Consider the following 16,252-nt stretch of genomic DNA (forward strand, 5'->3'; position numbering starts at 1 on the left):
CGCTGGCCGAAGGGCTTGCCCCCGGCAAGGGCGATGGCGCGGCGCGGGCGGCGGCGGCGCGGCAGGCGGCGCGGGCGGAACTGGCCGGGCTGCACCCGTCGATGCCCGCCCAGCTGGCCATGGTCGAGGCGGTGCGCGCGGCCCTGCCGCAGGCCCGCATCGTCGGCGACAGCACCCAGCCGGTCTATGCCGGGAACCTCTATTACGACGCGCCCTTCCCGCGCGGCTGGTTCAACGCCGCCACCGGCTTTGGCGCCCTGGGCTTCGGCCCCGGCGCGGCGATCGGGGCGGCAGTGGCGGAACCCGGCGTGCCGGTCGTCTGCCTGATCGGCGATGGTGGCCTGGGCTTTTCCCCCGCCGAATTGCGCACCGCGCTGGATGAAGGGCTGGATGTGACTTTCCTGGTCTGGAACAACGCCGCCTTCCGCGAAATCGCCGAGGCGATGACCGAAGCGCAGATCAAGGTGATCGGCTGCGCGCCCTCGCCGCTGGAGATGGACCATTTCGCCGCCGCCTGCGGGTTGCCCTTCGCGCGGGTGGCACAGGATCCGGCGGCGCTGGCCGCCGCACTGGCCGCGCCCCGCCAGGGGCCGCGGCTGATCGAGGTGCAGGCGCTGTAGAACGCGCGCGGGTCCCTTAGGCCCGCTTCGCCGCCCGGCCCATCATCGGCGCCAGGATCAGGATCGCCATCAGCATCAGCGCGGTGAAGACGAAGGCCGCGCGCAACCCGAAGGCGCCGGCCACGAAGCCCAGCGCGGGCGGGCCGAAGAAATAGCCGAAATAGCCGAAGAAGGTTGCGCGGGCGACGGCGCGGGCGCGCTGCTCGGGCGGGCCCAGCCGCCCCACCAGCGAAAACGCGGTGGGCGAGATCAGCGCCGCCCCGATCCCGGTCACCACGAACCCCGCATGTGCCATGGCCGGCGTCACCGCGAACCCCGCGACCAGAAGCCCGCAGCCCGCGACCAGCGCACCGCCGATCAGCAGCCGCTGGGCCGAGACGCGGGCCACGATCCCCTGCCCGGCCAGCCGCGCGAAGCCCATGGTCAGCGCCAGCACCGCCGGGCCCATCGCGCCTTCGCCCGGGCTGCCGCCCAGGGTCTTCTCGATATGCAGCGCCGACCAGCTTTCCGAGGCATTCTCGGTCAGGAAGGCGATCAGCACGATGCCGCCGCCGATCAGCGGCACCAGCCCCAGCCCGGCCCCGCCCGGCCCTGCCTCGCGCCGGGTCAGGCCGCGGATCCGCCCATCGCGCTCCAGCGTGAACAGCGCCAGCAGGAAGGCCAGCGCCGCCATGCTGCCCAGAACCGCGCCCGGCCCCCAGCCCTGCGCGCGCAAAGCGCCGGTCAGAAGCGCGCCCCCGGCATAGCCGAAGGAATAGGCGGCATGGGTCAGGTTCATCAGATGCAGGTCGCGGTCATTCTCGATCTGCGCGGTGCGGGCGTTCATCAGCACATCGGTCAGCCCGGTCGCGGCGCCACAGGCCATCATCGCGATCGGGAACAGCGCCGCCGTGGCCACCTGCCCGGGCAGCGCGAAGGACAGCGCCATCGCCATGGCCGCCACCGGCACCGCCACGCGGCCCAGCGCATGGCCCAGCATCGGCGCCATCAGCATCGAGAGGACGGCGGCCAGCGGGGTGAACAGCAGCAACAGCCCCAGCCGCGCCTCGTCGACGCCCAGCTGCGCCTTCAGATCCGGCAGATCGGCGGCGAAGGTGCCCCAGACCACGCCCATGGCCGCAAAGGCCGCCACCACCGGGCGCGCGGCGATCAAGGTCTGGACGAAGGGCATGAAGGTCTCCTGTCCTGCCCTTCTAGGCGGGGCCAAGCCGCCGCGCCATGCCGGAAGCGACGGCGCGATGGCGCGAAACGGCAGGCCCTGCATGCTTTCCTTTCGCCGCCTGCTCTGGCAAAGCCTTCATCTGCCCCCGGCGCGATCCCGCCGGGATCCGCCGCTTTCCGGCTTTCCTTCCCGACGATTCTCGGCTATGCGCCCCCATCCGCCATGCACCCTTGGAGGATGGCGGTTTAACTCAGGAGAAAACCTATGGCTCGCGAGATCCCCGATCTTCAGGCCGTGGTGCGGACGGGGACAGGCAAGGGGGCCGCCCGTCAAGCCCGCAGAGAGGGCAACGTACCCGGTATCGTCTATGGCGACGGCAAAGAGCCGGTCGCCATTTCGCTGAACTACAACTACCTTCTGAAGCGTCTGAAGCAGGGCCGGTTCCTGCAGACGCTGTTCAACCTGAAGGTGGAAGGTCAGCCCGACACGCATGTCATCTGCCGCGGCGTCCAGCGCGACGTGGTCAAGGACCTGCCGACCCATGTCGACTTCATGCGCATTCACGACGAATCGCGCATCAACCTGTTCATCCACGTCGATTTCGTGAATGCCGAAGCCTCTCCGGGGCTGAAGCGCGGCGGCACGCTGACCATCGTGCGCCACGAAGTGGAACTGGAAGTCCAGGCTGGCGACATCCCGGACCACATCACCGTGGACCTGACCGGCAAGCAGATCGGCGATGTGATCCACATCAACGACATCACCCTGCCGAAGGGTGCCAAGCCCACCGTCTCGCGCAACTTCGCCGTGGCGAATCTGGCGGCGCCGTCGGGTCTGGCTTCGGCCGAGGCCGAAGAAGCCGAAGCCTGAACCGGCTGACAGGATGCAAGGATCGGGGGGCGCAAGCCCCCCTTTTCTTTTGCCGCAAGCCGACGGCCCAAAGCCGGCAGGCTGCGCCCGGTTCGGGGCCGCGCTCAGGCCGGCACGGCCGGGGCGGTGATGGTCTGGACCGCCTCGAAGACTTCCAGCTGCGGATGGCCCAGGATCACCCCCTGATGCCCGCCCGCGCCGCGATGGGCCGCGCGGAAGGCCTCGGACCTGGTCCAGTCCTTGAAGGCGTCTTCGCTGACCCACATCGTATGGCTGGCATAAAGCCGTTCGCCATTCGCCTCGGGCCCCTTGAACAGGTGGAACGAGACAAAGCCCGGCACCTCGGGCAGATGGCTGTCGCGGCTTTTCCACATCTCCTCGAAGGCGGCCTCTTCGCCGGCCTTCACCTTGAAACGGTTCATCGTCAAATACATTGCGGGGCTCCAGTCAGGTTTCCGGCTGGTCGCGCCAGGGCCTGGGCCCGCGCGGTCTGGCTGGGATCAGGTCTGTGCCGGATGCCGGCCCGGGTCAAGACCAGACAGGCCGCCCGTCAGCCCGGCAGCCGCTCGAACACCACCGTCGCGCCGCGCGCGCCATGGGGCGAGAAGGCGAAGCCCGCGGCCGACAGCGCATCGAACAGCCGTTTCGTGCCGGGCAGGCCGTAAACCGCGGGATGGATCTCGATCACGATCACCCGCAGCCCGGGCGGAAAGGGGCCGGTCAGAACCTGAAGCTCGGCGCCCTCGATATCGCAGCTCAGTACCGTGGGCGCCTCTTCGGCCAAAAGCGCATCCACCGCCAGGCCCGGCACTTGCAGGACCTGGGCATTTTCCGGCCAATCGCCCTGCCCCTTCAGCGCCGAGGCCCAGAAGGCCGGCCGCTGACCGAAGGCGACCGGCCCGGCCTGCCCCGCCGGCACCACCGCGCCCTGCATCAGCCGCGCCGCGGCAAAGCCGTTGCGATCCAGATTGGCCCGCGCCAGCGCCGCCGTCTCGGGCCCCGCCTCGACCCCCGTCACCGCCTGCGCGCCCAGAACCCGCGCCGCAAGGCAGCACAGAAAGCCCAGACCCGCGCCCAGATCCAGAAACCGATCCCCGGGGCGCAGATGGCGCAGCAGCGCATCCGCCTCGGTATTCTCGTAGCGGCCCGAGACCAGCGCCTGTTCCAGCCCGCCGCGCAGCGCCGATTGGGGCAAGGACAGGGTCAGGCCGCGCAGCTGGAAATCGGGCATGGGGCAGGTCCGGTTGAGCGGGGGCGGCTTCGCCGCTATACCGGCAGCCTAGGGGCGCGCAGCGGGCGCGTCCAGTTGCGCCGGGAGACGGTGGTGAAGCTTTGGGTCGGACTTGGCAATCCGGGGGCGAAATATGCCGGCAACCGGCATAATATCGGTTTCATGGCGCTGGACCGGATCGCCGCCGATCACGGCTTCGGGCCGTGGCGGCGCGCGCATCAGGGCCTGGTCAGCGAGGGCCGGCTGGGGGCCGAGAAGGTGGTGCTGCTGAAGCCCGAGACCTTCATGAACCTCTCGGGCCAGGCGGTGCGCTCGGCGGTGGATTTCTGGAAGCTGACGCCGGCCGATGTGACGGTGTTCCATGACGAATTGGACCTGGCGCCGGGCAAGGCGCGCGTCAAGCAGGGCGGCGGGCATGCCGGGCATAACGGCTTGCGCTCGATCCATGCCCATCTGGGCGAGGCCTATGGCCGGATCCGGCTGGGCATCGGCCATCCCGGCCACAAGGATGCGGTGGCGGCTTACGTTCTGCATGATTTCGCCAAGGCCGATCAGGACTGGCTGGATGACCTTCTGCGCGGCATTTCCGACGGGGCCGTGGCGCTGGCCGCGGGCGACGCCACGCGCTTCATGAATGCGGTCAGCCTGCGGGTGGCGCCGCCGCGGTCGTCGGGCGGGGCCGAAAAGGCGGAGGCCGCAAAGCCCGCCAAGGTCGAGCCCGCCCCGCCCGCGCCCGCCGCGGAAGACAGCCGCAGCCCGATGCAGAAGCTGATGGACCGCTTTCGCTGACCGGCCGGGGCCGGGGCGCAAAATTCTTCGAAGAATTTTGCCGGAATTTTCGAAAATTCCGGGCGCCTAGCCCGCCCCTTTCGGCATCAACCCGGTCAGCGCGCCGCTGACCAGCCCCGACACGCCCGGGCGTTCCACCGCGACGAAAGGCAGGGGCCGGCACAATTCGATCGCCGCCACCCCCACCCGCGCGGTCAGCGCGCCATTCACCACGCCCTCGCCAAAGCGCCGCGACAGTTTCGACAGCACGCCGCCGCCCGCGACCGATCCCATCAGATCGTCGGTCAAGGCCAGCGCCCCGGTCGCCAGAAGCGAGGCGAAGACCCGTCGCAACAGCCCCAGACTGCCGAAGGTGCCCGAGCGCCCGCCATAGATCTCGGCCAGGCGCCGGATCATCCGCAGGTTCGCCACCAAGGCCGTGGCCACATCGGCCAGCGCCAGGGGCACCAGTGCCGTGACCAGCGCCACCTGGCGGGCCGCGCGTTCGACCTCGGCCCGGGCCAGCACATCCAGCGGCGCCAGCAGCTCATGCTCGGCCAGGGTCAGCAGCGCATCGGCATCCATCACCTCGGCCTCGCGCTCGGCAAAGCGGGCCCGGCCCCAGGCGGTTTCGGGCCGCTGGGCATAAAGCCGCAGCAGATTGCCGGTGACGCGCCGCGCCAGCGCCAGATCGGGCTTGGCCACCGCCTCGGCGGCATGGCGGCGGAAGGCGTCGATCCGCGCCAGCCGCGCATAGGCGGCATATTCACGCAGGGCAAGCAGCAGCGCAAAGCCCAGCGCCACCGCGATCAACACCGCGGCAACCCAGCCGAGAAAGGCGTTGCGCGCGAAAAGCCCCGCCACGAAATCCCAGGCGGCGACCGAGAGGACGAAGCTGAACAACAGCCCGAAGGCCGCCCCCGCCCAGGACCACAGCCGCGAGCGGCGCGCCGTGGCCAGACCCGCCGCCGCCAGCATCGCCGCGCCCTCGGGCAGGCTGTCGCCAACCGGATCGGCGGCCGAGGGGTCGGGCTCTTCGGCCTCGTAGATCACGAAGGGTTTCGGGGGAACGGGCGGCTCGGTCACAGCGCGTCTCCGATCAGGAATTCGACCGCCCGGTCCAGGCGGATATGCGGCGGGCCTTCGCCCGGCTTCAGCGTCAGCCGCGCGGGCGCGAAGGCCATCAGACCGAAATCGGCATCCAGCCAGCGCTCGGCGCCTTCGCGGGCGGGCGACAGGATCCGCGCCGGATCCGAGGGCAAGGCGCCGGGATACATCACCGCCGGGCGGCCGGTGGTCAGCAGCCGGCCGCGCACGGCAGGCAGGCTTTGCCCGTCGCGTTCGACCCGTTCCTCGACCGTGGCGCGCAAGGCGGCCAGCGACAGGGCCGCCGTCTCGGCCCCGGCAAAATCGGCACGCGATTTCGCCTCGGCCAGCAGCGCCTCGGTGATCGCGCTCAGCGCCGGGTGCTGATCATGATGCAGATGATCGGCCTTGGTGGCCGCAAACAGCATTTTCGACACCCGCCGCGCCCCCAGAAGCCCCGCCAGCCATCCGGTGCGCCCGACCCGGAAGGCGCCCAGCACATCGGCCATGGTGCGGCGCAGGTCTTCCACCGCGCGCGGACCCTGATGGATGGCGCCCAGCACGTCGACCAGCACGATCTGCCGGTCGATCCGGGCGAAATGGTCGCGGAAGAACGGCGTCACGACGCGCGACTTGTAGGCCTCATAGCGCCGCTCCATCTCGCGCCACAGGCTGCCGCGCGGGGTGCTGGCGGGCTTTGGCAAGGGCGCGAAGGTCAGGACGGGCGAGCCGGCCAGATCGCCGGGCAAAAGGAAGCGCCCGGGCGTCAGGTCGGAAAACCCCGCCTCGCGCGCGGCCTGCAGATAGGCGGTGAAGCTTTGCGACAGATCCAGCGCCCGCGCCTCGTCCAGGCGCAGCGCGCCATCCTCGGCCCGGGCCAGCGCCAGAAACGCCGCCCCCTGCCGGCGCCGGGCCAGCCGGTCCAGCGTGGCCTCGGACCATTCGGCATAGCTGCGCGTCATCAGGCCCAGATCCAGCAGCCATTCGCCGGGATAATCGACGATATCCAGATGCAGCACCTGCGGCCCGCGCCAGCCCGCGAACCAGCCCTGCGGCCGATAGCGCAGCGACACGCGCAATTCGGAAATCGACCGGGTCGATTGCGGCCAGCGCGGATCGTCGCCGGTCAGCGCGGCCAGATGCGCCTCGTAGTCAAAGCGCGGCAGCGTGTCATCGGGCTGGGGCTGCAGGAAGGCCGCCTCGATCCGCCCCTCGCGCGCGGCGGCGAATTGCGGCATGCGGCCGCGGTTCAGCAGGTTCGCGATCAGTGCGGTGATGAAGACGGTCTTGCCCGCGCGCGACAGGCCGGTGACGCCCAGCCGCAGCGAGGGTTCGAACAGCGCCTCCGAGACCGAGGCCTGTACGCCCTCGACCCCGCGTGCGATCCGGTCGGTGATGCCGAAAAGGGCCAAGCGCTGCGTCCTTGTGTTCGCGGCCAAGATAGGCAGGCCGCGCGCGGTTGGAAAGGTGGACAGCGCCGGGTCTTGCGGCTAAGGCGCGGATATGCCGCGCTTTGCCCTGAAGATCGAATATGACGGAGGCCCGTTCTGCGGCTGGCAGCGCCAGGCCGGCGGGCAGGCATCGGTGCAACAGGCGCTGGAAGAGGCGCTGGCGCGGCTGGAGCCGGGCGAACACCGCATCCAGGCCGCGGGCCGAACCGATGCCGGCGTACATGCGACAGGCCAGGTCGCCCATGCCGATCTGGCCAAGGATTGGGATCCGTTCCGCCTGTCCGAGGCACTGAACTGGCATCTGAAACCCGCCCCCGTTGCGGTCACCGCCTGCGCGCGCGTCGATGACAGCTTCCAGGCGCGGTTTTCGGCGGTCGAGCGGCGCTATCTGTTCCGCATCGTCGCGCGCCGCGCGCCGGTGACGCAGGAACGCGGGCTGGTCTGGCAGATTTCGCGCCCGCTGGACCCCGAAGCCCTGCGCGCCGGCGCCGCGCGGCTGGTGGGGCTGCATGATTTCACCACCTTCCGCTCGGTCCTGTGCCAGGCGAAAAGCCCGGTCAAGACGCTGGACGAGATCACCGTCGAAGAGATGCCCTATCCGGGCGGGGCGGAATACCGGCTGCGCTTTCGCGCCCGCAGCTTCCTGCACAATCAGGTGCGCTCGATGGTGGGCACGCTGGAACGCGTCGGCGCCGGCGCCTGGAGCGCCGAGGACGTGACCGCGGCGCTGAACGCCCGCGACCGCGCCGCCTGCGGCCCGGTGGCCCCGCCGCAGGGGCTGTACCTGACCGGAGTCGGCTATCCGGTCGATCCTTTCGCGGGCTGAGATCGCGGATCGGGGGCGCTTCGCCCCCCGAACCCCCCGAGGATATTTGCGCAGAGAGGAAGGCTGCAAGGCAGACCGGCCAAGCAGGTTCGGGCATCCGCGGGAGACCCGGTCAAGCCGCGGAATGCCTTCCCCTCTGACGGTCATCGGCGTCCCCGCCTGTGCCGCAGCTTCAGTCTTGCCCAGCCGGGTTAAGGCTTCCCTAAAACCTGCAGCCTTCCTCTCTGGAAAAATATCCTCGGGGGGTGAGGCCGCAGGCCGAGGGGGGCAGACAGCCCCCCTGCCCGCCCGGCCGCGCCGATCCCGGCTCAGTTCAGATCCTTCAGCAGCCGGCCATGCTTGCGCACCTCGACCAGGACATCGCCGAATGTGCTGAAGCCGCGGCCCTTCAGCATCGGCATCAGCTTCAGGAAGGCATCCGCCGTCGCCACCGTATCGCCGATCGCGGTATGGCGCGCCTCTTCGGGGATGGTGATCCCAAGACGATGTGTCAGCGCATCCAGCGAATGCACCTCATGCTGGCCATAGATCACCGCGGACAGCAGCACCGTGTCCAGGACCGGATTGCCGAAGACCAGATCGGGCGCGCGCTCGTGGCGGCGCAGGAATTGCATGTCGAAAGGCGCGTTATGCGCGATCAGCACCGCGCCCTGGCTGAACTTGTGGAAGCGCGCCACCACCTCGGCCGGTCCGGGCGCATCGGCGACCATCGCCTGGGTGATGCCATGCACCTCGGTCGAGGACAGCGGGATCGGCCGGCCGGGATTGACCAGCGTGTCGAAGACCTCGCCCTCGACGCGGCGGCCGTTGACGATCCGCACCGCGGCGATCTGGACGATCTCGTCGCCCTGCTGCGGCAGAAGCCCGGTCGTCTCGGTGTCGAACACCACATAGGTCAGATCCGAAAGCGGGGTCTCGGCCACCTTGTCGCTGCGCGACCGTGCCAGCAGGTCGAAATCGTAGACCACCGTGCGCACCACGGGCCGCGGCCGCGCCACGGCACGGCGGGCCTGGCGGATCGGCAGGCACAGGGCGTGTTCGCCGCCGGCCAGCGTCTCGGGCCAGGCCTCGGTCGCATGGGTCGCCAGCACCTGCCGGCACGAGGCCTCGGGCACCGACGCATCAAGCGGAGCGTCCAGCCAGCGGTCCAGATCGCCCACCGCCAGCGGCGCCCCGCGCCAGACCAGCCGCAGCATCGCCCCGGCATCCTCTTCCTCGATCTCCAGCCGCAGGCCCTGCGCCCCCGCCCGGTGGATCGCGAGCGCGATCTGATCGAGAACCGAGATGATCTCGAAGCCGTTGCAGCGCAGGATCAGATCGGCCACCCGGGTCTCCAGCCCCAGGCCCGCCTCTTCCAGCCGCGCCTTCAGCCCATCGGCCAGGTCCCCCGCCCGGGTCAGCGCCAGGGTCGCGCCATCGCCGCGCGCCTCGTCATCGCGCCGGCCCAGTTCGGTCACCGTCCGGGCCAGCACCTCCACCTCCTGGCGCAGCGCCGCCTCCATCCGCGGCGGGGTCACGCTGCCGTCGGGCAGCACCTCCATCAGCGCCGACAGGCTGGCCGAGGGGCGGCGCAGCCGGTCGAAGATCTCGGCCAGCAGCGCCTCGCGCCGGGCATGGGCGGCCAGATCCGCCGTCACGTCGCGCAGCGTCAGCACATAGCCCGGGTCGCCGGCTCCCGGCGCCGTCAAAAGCCGCATCCGCGCCGACAAGACCCGCGCCCCGGCAACCGTGGTGCAAAGAAGATCGCTGGCCGCATCGGGATCGCCCACCGCCAGCAGCCGGGCATAGGCCAGGCGCACCGGGCCTTCGCGCAGGAAATCGAACAGCGGCCGGTCCAGCCCGGGCACGACGCCGGCGGCCATCAGATCGACGGCCGAACTGTTGTAGAAGACCAGCTGATGCTCGGGCGAGCAAAGAACGACGCCCAGGCCCACATCCGACAGCAAGGCTTCAAGCCGCGATTTTTCCTCGGAGAGCTGCAGGGTTTCGCGCGCGACGGATTCGGCCAGGGCGTTGCGGGTTTCGGCCAGGGTCGCCGCCGCGGCCACCGCCGCCGGGGCAAGATCGCCCAGATAGCGGGCGATTTCGGCATCCATGCCCCCCGTCACATCGGCATGGGCGCGGGCGCGCAGGGCGCCGGCCAGCCGGTCGATGGGCTTGGCGACGTTCAGGTCGAACAGGGACCAGATCCAGGCCACCAGACCCAGGATCGCAAAGGCGGCAACTGCGCCGCCCTGCACGAAGCCGTCCAGCGCCCCGGGCTGGTCTGCCAGCCGGTGCCAACCGATCGCCAGCCCCGCCGCCAGTGCGATTTCAAGCCCCGCGGCCAGGCCCGCGAAGATCAGAAACAGCCGCAGGCGCAGCGACAGGCGGGTCAGCATCGGCCTCCTTTCAGCCGGCATTCAGAAGGCGGCGCACTTCCTCGCGCAGGGCTTTCAGCTCGAAGGGTTTGGTGATGAACCCGTCAGCGCCGATCGCCAGCCCCTTGCGCTTCTCGATCGACGAGCCGCGCGCCGTCATCATCAGGATCTTGACGTCGGCAAGACTGGGATCAAGCCGCACATCCTGGCAGATTTCGTAGCCCGAGGCGCCGGGCAGCATCACATCCAGCAGAACCAGATCGGGATGCAATTCGCGGATGCGCGGCAGGGCCGCGGCGCCATCGGCGACCCGGTCATGGTCATAGCCCTCGCGCGTCATCAGGAAATCCAGCGCCAGGGCGATATTGTCTTCATCCTCCACCACGAGAACGCGGTGTCTTCTGTCCTTCTGGGCCATCTCAACCCTCCCGGCAGGCGGCCTCCTGCAACGTATCGTCCGGCTCCACCACCTGCCATTCGCCGCCTCTCAGCTGGCCTTCGGCGGTGATCTCGACCCCCGCCGTCACCAGAACGCGGCGGCTGGCGGCGCAATCGACCGCCATCAGCGCCTGTTCAACCGGCTTCCAGCGGGCGAAACTGTACAGCGTCACCATCCGCAGCGTCGGCACCTGCGGATGGGTCATGGTCTTCGACGCGTCCAGCGCCACAAAGCCCATGTGGATCGGCCAGAGATAGGTCCAGGGCCGCAGCGGCATGGACTGGTTCTCGACATGGACCACCTGATAGCCCGGCGGCAGCTGGGCCGAGACGCGGGCATACCAGCCATATTCCAGCACCACCGTCGTGCCGATCAGGCCAAGCCCCGCGGCGACCGGCACCAGCCATTTCGGCAGGCCGGGGAACCAGCGGCGCAGCGCCCAGGCGAACAGCCCAAGAGCGGCGGCAGCGATCAGGGCTCCGACAAGTTCCAATGCCATGGGTCAGACCGTCTTTCTTCAACTTCTGGCGCCGCGGGCCTGGCCCACGGCGGATTGCATGGTGCGCACGACGACGAAGGCGTCGCGCAGATGGCTGCGCTCGAAATCCGACAGATCCGAGGGCGCGATGAAATTGTGGGGTTTCAGCCCCGCCTTCACCTTGCGGGCCTGATGCTCCAGCCGGGTCTCGGCGATCAGGTCATAGGCCTCGATCAGGTCGCGCGCGCCCGAGGTCGAGATCACCCCCGCCTCGCCCGCCGCGACCAGCCGCGCCCTGGTGTTCACCGCCGGCAATTCGCCGATCAGCGCATAGATCCGGCCCAGATCCACCACCGGCACGACGCCGTTATGCTTCAGATCGATGGTGTTCTTGTGTTCGCCCGAGCGGATGGTGGCAAAGCCGCGCAACAGGCCCAGCGGCGGGGTGTGCTTCAGGCTGTTGCCGATCATATGGGCGACGAAGATCGAATTCTGCGCCGCCATTTCCAGCACTTCGGCCTGCAGGGCGCTGTACAGGCTGGCCACCCCGCCGATCGGGCGCAGGTCGAACATCACGCTGGCCAGCATCTGCGCCATCGGATCGGGCGCATGCACCCATCTGCGGAAATAGTCGCGCCACACCCGCATCGGCTGGCACCATTGCGGATTGGTGGCCATCATGTCGCCCGGGCAATAGACATAGCCGCAGGCATCCAGCCCGTCCGAGACGATCCTGGCCATCCGCGCGAAATAGGCCATGTCGGACGGCGTCGCGGCATCGTCGATCATCAGGCAATTGTCCTGATCCGACACGCCGGTCTGTTCCTGCCGGCCCTGACTGCCGCAGGCCAGCCACAGGAACGGAACCGGCGCCGGGCCCAGTTCCGCCTCGGCCAGCGCCAGAAGGCGGCGGGTGACGGTATCGGCGATATCGGTGATCAGCCGCGTCACCACCTCATGCGCCTGGCTCGACCCCACAAGCTGCTGCAACAGCCGCGGGATCCGCGCGGTGATCGCGGCCAGATCGGCCACGCTTTCCGCCGTCGCGGCATCGCGCACCAGAACCGCCGAGGAGACGGCGTGATAGCGGGTCAGGTCGGTCTGGGTGATCATGCCCACCAGCCTTCCGTCATCCACCACCGGCAGATGGCCGATCCGGTGTTCCAGCATCGTGTGCAGGATGTCCGAGCCCAGATCGTCCGGCGACAGGCTGCGCGGATCGCGCGTCATCACCCGATCGACCGGCAGATCCGGGTCCAGCCCCTCGGCCAGCACCTTGTTGGTGAAATCGCGCGCGGTGACGATGCCGCGCAGCCTTTCGCCCTCGGCCACGGCCAGGCACGAGATCTGTTTGTCGCGCATCAGCTGCGCCGCGGCGCGGATCGTGGTTCCGGGCGGCACCGAGATCGGCGCGCGGGCGATCAGATCGCCGACCTTGCGGCTGGTGATGTCGGCCTCGCGCGCCTCGGTGGCGCGGCCGCGCTGGAAAAAGCGCTCGAAGGCCGGGTAGCTGTCGATCAGGCGGCGGAATTCGGCCTCGGGCAAAAGCAGCACCGCCGCCCCCTGCGTCGCCCGCGCCGTTGTCACCGCGATGCCGTCGCGCAGAAGCCCACGCTCGCCAAAGGAATTGCGCGGGCCCAGCAGCGAGACCAGCCCGCCCGAGGGTTCCAGCACCTCGATCGAGCCCTGCAGAACCAGAAACAGCGCGGCAATCGGGTCGCCGGCGCGATAGATCACTTCGTCTTCGGCAAAATCCCTGCGGCCGAAGGAAGTGGCGACACGCGCCAGTTCGTCCTGCGGCAGGCTGTCATAGGGGTGGACCGTTTCGAGAAAGGCGATGATGCCCCGACTGTCCTGATCATCCATGGCCCGTCCTCTGCTTGGTCCCGGCTGGAAGGGAACGCGCCCCCGGGGAAAGCCCCCCGGAGGCGCGCAGGTCAGGTCAGTGCGACTGGGCCGCGCCGGCGCCTTTCGGCACGCGGATCGACTCGATCAGGTCGATGACATGCGCCGGCGGGGCCTTGGTGACCATCGAGACCACATAGGCCACGACGAAGTTCACCACCGCGCCAACCGCACCGATCGACAGGGGCGAGATGCCAAGGACATAATTCGCCGCCGTGTCGGGCAGGTTGTTGGTGCCCGGGATGAAGAACCAGCCCTTGTAGACGAAGATGTAGCAGGCGGTGAAGATCAGGCCCACCAGCATGCCGGCGATCGCCCCTTCCTTGTTGATGCGCTTCGAGAAGATGCCCATCATCAGAACCGGGAAGATCGTCGCCGCCGCCAGACCGAAGGCCAGCGCCACCACCTGCGCGGCAAAGCCGGGCGGGTTGAGGCCAAGCCAGGTCGCCACGATGATGGCGCCGGTCATGGCGATACGGGCCCAGAGAAGCTCGGCCTTTTCCGACAGGTTCGGATTGATCGAGCCCTTGATCAGGTCATGCGAGATCGCCGACGAGATCGCAAGCAGCAGGCCCGCAGCGGTCGAAAGGGCAGCCGCCAGGGCACCGGCGGCAACCAGCGCCACCACCCAGCCGGGCAGCGCCGCGATTTCAGGATTGGCAAGAACCATGATGTCGTTGTCGACCTTGGTCAGTTCGTTGCCCCGCAGGCCCAGTTCGGCCAGCGTCTTGTCGCCCAGCTTGGCTTCCGCCAGCGCTGCATCCAGCGCGGCATTGGCCTGGTCCAGCGTGGCCTGGGCGGCCGGCTTGTCGGCCTCGGCCGCGGCGGTCAGCGCTGCCGTGGCCTCGGTCACAGCCTTGCCCGCATCGGTCACGGCCTTCGGTTCGTTGAAGTACTGGATCAGCCCGTCGCCATTCTTGTCTTCAAAGGCCAGAAGACCGGTGTGACGCCAGGTTTCAACCCAGGACAGTTCCGGCTTCGACTCGATATCGGCCAGCGACAGTGCCGGGGCCGACAGGGCCGAGCCGGTGACGGCGCCGGGCCAGAAGGTGGTCGTCAGGTTCAGACGCGCCATCGAACCGACGGCCGGAGCAACCGTGTAAAGAAGCGCGATGAAGACCAGCGACCAGCCGGCCGAAGACCGCGCATCGGCAACTTTCGGAACGGTGAAGAAGCGGATGATCACATGCGGCAGACCCGCGGTGCCGATCATCAGCGACATGGTGAACAGGAACATGTTCAGCATGTTGGCGGTTTCCGACGTATAGGCCTTGAAGCCCAGTTCGGTCACGACCGAATCCAGCTTGGCCAGCATCGAGATCTCGCCGCCCGAAGGCGCATAGGACCCGATCAGACCGAGTTGGGGCAGGAAGCTGCCGGTCAGCGACAGCGAGATGAAGATCGCCGGAACCGTATAGGCGATGATCAGCACGACATATTGCGCAACCTGCGTGTAGGTGATGCCCTTCATCCCGCCAAGCACGGCATAGACGAAGACCAGCGCCGCGCCGATATAAAGGCCCATATCGGTCGAGACTTCCAGGAAGCGCGAGAAGGTAACGCCCACGCCGCGCATCTGCCCGATCACATAGGTGATCGAGATCACGATCAGGCAGATCACGCCGATCAGACGCGCGCCACCCGAATAGAACCGGTCGCCGATGAATTCGGGCACGGTGAACTTGCCGAACTTGCGCAGATAGGGCGCAAGCAGAAGGGCCAGCAGCACATAGCCGCCGGTCCAGCCCATCAGATAGGCCGATTGTTCGTAGCCGCCGGCAGGCGCAAGCGCGATGATGCCGGCCATCGAGATGAACGAGGCCGCCGACATCCAGTCAGCGCCCGTCGCCATGCCGTTCAGCACGGGGTGAACCCCCTGACCGGCGGCGTAGAACTCTGCGGTGGAACCCGCGCGCGCCCAAAGCGCAATCCCGATGTAGATGGCAAAGGTGATGCCAACCACGATCAGGTTAAGGGTGAATTGATCCATCTGTCCCGTTCCCCCTTACTCGTCCACGCCGTGTTCACGGTCTACTTTTCCCATCACCTTCGTGTAGACGAAGATCAGGACGAGAAAGACGTAGATCGAGCCGTTCTGCGCAAACCAGAAGCCCAGATCGGCACCGCCGATATGGATCCCTTCCAGCGCGGGCCGAAGAAGAATGCCAAGGCCGAACGAGCAGGCAAACCAGACCACCAACGAGATGAGGATGATCCGGACATTCGCCGCCCAATAGGCGTTGGCAGAGGTCTTGTCCGCCATGAGTGTCACTCCCTGTTTGACTTGTCCCTCCCGCAGCCCCCTCCCTGCCGGGGCAACGGGCCTCCCTTTACGCCGCCACTTGCCCCACGATGGAAGCCAGCGCCTCGCGCACTTCGGCGATGGGTCCCATCGCGTCGATGCGGGCCAAAACGCCCTGTTCCTCGTAATAGGCAATCAGCGGTGCCGTCTGGGCGTGATAGGCCTTCAGCCTTTCGCGCACCGTTTCGGCATTGTCGTCGGCCCGACGCTTGAACTCGGTACCGCCGCATTTGTCGCAAGCCCCCGCCACGGCGGGATGCTTGAACGTGTCATGATAGCCTTCACCGCATTTGGCGCAGGTGTAGCGGCCTGAAACCCGGCCCACCATCGCCTCGTCGTCGACCTCAAGGCTGACCGCCGCGGTGACCTTCCGGCCCGCGGCCGCCAGCAGCCCGTCCAGCGCCGCCGCCTGACCGTCGGTGCGGGGAAAGCCGTCCAGGATGATGCCGCGGGCGACATCGGGCTGCGCCATGCGGTCCTTCAGGATCGCCAGCACGATCTCGTCCGAGACGAGCTGCCCCGCCTCCATCACCGATTTCGCGCGCTTGCCGGCCTCGGTGCCCGCGGCCACCGCCGCGCGCAGCATGTCGCCGGTCGACAGCTGGACCAGACCGAAATCCTCTTCCAGCATCCGGGCCTGGGTGCCCTTGCCGGCCCCGGGGGGGCCAAGCAGGATGAGAACGGGGGCGTTTGGCATGGGTCAGGCCTTGTTCATGCGGTTTTCGATCAGGTCCTCGACCACGGACGGATCGGC

Annotated in this window: 16 protein-coding genes; 4 read left to right on the top strand and 12 right to left on the bottom strand. The window is 68.6% G+C overall.

Features of this window, described 5'->3' with window-relative positions; genetic code table 11:
- Window positions 1-620: thiamine pyrophosphate-dependent enzyme (locus K1Y73_RS18060; protein ID WP_263626680.1), on the top strand; the 620-nt coding region annotated here is incomplete at its 5' end.
- A gap of 16 nt (window positions 621-636) precedes the next feature.
- Here the strand turns inward: K1Y73_RS18060 and K1Y73_RS18065 are convergent.
- Window positions 637-1,791 carry an MFS transporter gene (locus K1Y73_RS18065; RefSeq protein WP_225029705.1) on the bottom strand — a complete coding sequence of 385 codons (1,155 nt, stop codon included), beginning with the start codon at window positions 1,789-1,791 and terminating at the stop codon, window positions 637-639.
- A gap of 255 nt (window positions 1,792-2,046) precedes the next feature.
- On the opposite strand from K1Y73_RS18065, the gene K1Y73_RS18070 reads away from it, so the two are divergent.
- Complete coding sequence (locus tag K1Y73_RS18070; RefSeq protein WP_225029706.1) at window positions 2,047-2,652, top strand: 50S ribosomal protein L25/general stress protein Ctc; 606 nt, start codon at window positions 2,047-2,049, stop codon at window positions 2,650-2,652.
- A 104-nt stretch (window positions 2,653-2,756) separates the two neighbouring features.
- Here K1Y73_RS18070 and K1Y73_RS18075 read toward each other — a convergent pair whose 3' ends face one another.
- Both K1Y73_RS18075 and K1Y73_RS18080 read right to left on the bottom strand, forming a co-directional pair.
- Complete coding sequence (locus tag K1Y73_RS18075) at window positions 2,757-3,086, bottom strand: antibiotic biosynthesis monooxygenase family protein (protein WP_225029707.1); 330 nt, start codon at window positions 3,084-3,086, stop codon at window positions 2,757-2,759.
- Between the two features lie 116 nt (window positions 3,087-3,202).
- Window positions 3,203-3,883 carry an FkbM family methyltransferase gene (locus K1Y73_RS18080; RefSeq protein WP_225029708.1) on the bottom strand — a complete coding sequence of 227 codons (681 nt, stop codon included), beginning with the start codon at window positions 3,881-3,883 and terminating at the stop codon, window positions 3,203-3,205.
- Window positions 3,884-3,976: 93 nt separating this feature from the next.
- On the opposite strand from K1Y73_RS18080, the gene pth reads away from it, so the two are divergent.
- On the top strand, window positions 3,977-4,672 hold the full coding sequence (pth, locus tag K1Y73_RS18085; RefSeq protein WP_225029709.1) for an aminoacyl-tRNA hydrolase: 696 nt from the start codon (window positions 3,977-3,979) through the stop codon (window positions 4,670-4,672).
- A 66-nt stretch (window positions 4,673-4,738) separates the two neighbouring features.
- Here the strand turns inward: pth and K1Y73_RS18090 are convergent, their stop codons facing one another.
- Together K1Y73_RS18090 and K1Y73_RS18095 are read right to left on the bottom strand one after the other, a co-directional pair.
- Window positions 4,739-5,737 carry a YcjF family protein gene (locus tag K1Y73_RS18090; RefSeq protein WP_404819104.1) on the bottom strand — a complete coding sequence of 333 codons (999 nt, stop codon included), beginning with the start codon at window positions 5,735-5,737 and terminating at the stop codon, window positions 4,739-4,741.
- The gene (locus K1Y73_RS18095; RefSeq protein WP_225029710.1) at window positions 5,734-7,149 is read right to left on the bottom strand and encodes a YcjX family GTP-binding protein; all 1,416 of its coding nucleotides are present in this window, start codon (window positions 7,147-7,149) and stop codon (window positions 5,734-5,736) included. Before K1Y73_RS18095 ends, K1Y73_RS18090 begins: the two co-directional genes overlap by 4 nt.
- A 91-nt stretch (window positions 7,150-7,240) precedes the next feature.
- Between K1Y73_RS18095 and truA the strand changes: the two genes are divergently transcribed.
- Window positions 7,241-8,014, top strand: coding sequence for a tRNA pseudouridine(38-40) synthase TruA (truA, locus tag K1Y73_RS18100; RefSeq protein ID WP_225029711.1), 774 nt, complete (start codon window positions 7,241-7,243; stop codon window positions 8,012-8,014).
- A gap of 308 nt (window positions 8,015-8,322) precedes the next feature.
- On the opposite strand, the gene K1Y73_RS18105 is transcribed toward truA, so the two are convergent.
- The 7 genes from K1Y73_RS18105 to K1Y73_RS18135 form a co-directional block, all read right to left on the bottom strand.
- Window positions 8,323-10,395: a 3'-5' exonuclease gene (locus K1Y73_RS18105; RefSeq protein ID WP_225029712.1), complete on the bottom strand. Its 2,073-nt coding sequence runs from the start codon at window positions 10,393-10,395 to the stop codon at window positions 8,323-8,325.
- Window positions 10,396-10,405: 10 nt separating this feature from the next.
- The gene (locus K1Y73_RS18110) at window positions 10,406-10,792 is read right to left on the bottom strand and encodes a response regulator transcription factor (RefSeq protein WP_225029713.1); all 387 of its coding nucleotides are present in this window, start codon (window positions 10,790-10,792) and stop codon (window positions 10,406-10,408) included.
- 1 nt (window position 10,793) lies between these two features.
- Window positions 10,794-11,312 carry a hypothetical protein gene (locus K1Y73_RS18115; RefSeq protein ID WP_225029714.1) on the bottom strand — a complete coding sequence of 173 codons (519 nt, stop codon included), beginning with the start codon at window positions 11,310-11,312 and terminating at the stop codon, window positions 10,794-10,796.
- A gap of 18 nt (window positions 11,313-11,330) precedes the next feature.
- Complete coding sequence (locus K1Y73_RS18120) at window positions 11,331-13,157, bottom strand: DUF294 nucleotidyltransferase-like domain-containing protein (protein WP_225029715.1); 1,827 nt, start codon at window positions 13,155-13,157, stop codon at window positions 11,331-11,333.
- Window positions 13,158-13,233: 76 nt separating this feature from the next.
- On the bottom strand, window positions 13,234-15,186 hold the full coding sequence (locus K1Y73_RS18125) for a sodium:solute symporter family protein (RefSeq protein WP_225029716.1): 1,953 nt from the start codon (window positions 15,184-15,186) through the stop codon (window positions 13,234-13,236).
- A gap of 15 nt (window positions 15,187-15,201) precedes the next feature.
- Entirely contained in the window at window positions 15,202-15,459 is a 258-nt protein-coding gene (locus K1Y73_RS18130; protein WP_225029717.1) for a DUF4212 domain-containing protein, read from the bottom strand.
- Window positions 15,460-15,526: 67 nt separating this feature from the next.
- Window positions 15,527-16,195, bottom strand: coding sequence for an adenylate kinase (locus K1Y73_RS18135; RefSeq protein WP_225029718.1), 669 nt, complete (start codon window positions 16,193-16,195; stop codon window positions 15,527-15,529).
- Between the last annotated feature and the right edge of the window lie 57 nt (window positions 16,196-16,252).

The organism is Xinfangfangia pollutisoli (assembly GCF_020179405.1).
GTDB classification, from domain to species: Bacteria; Pseudomonadota; Alphaproteobacteria; order Rhodobacterales; family Rhodobacteraceae; genus Pseudogemmobacter; species Pseudogemmobacter pollutisoli.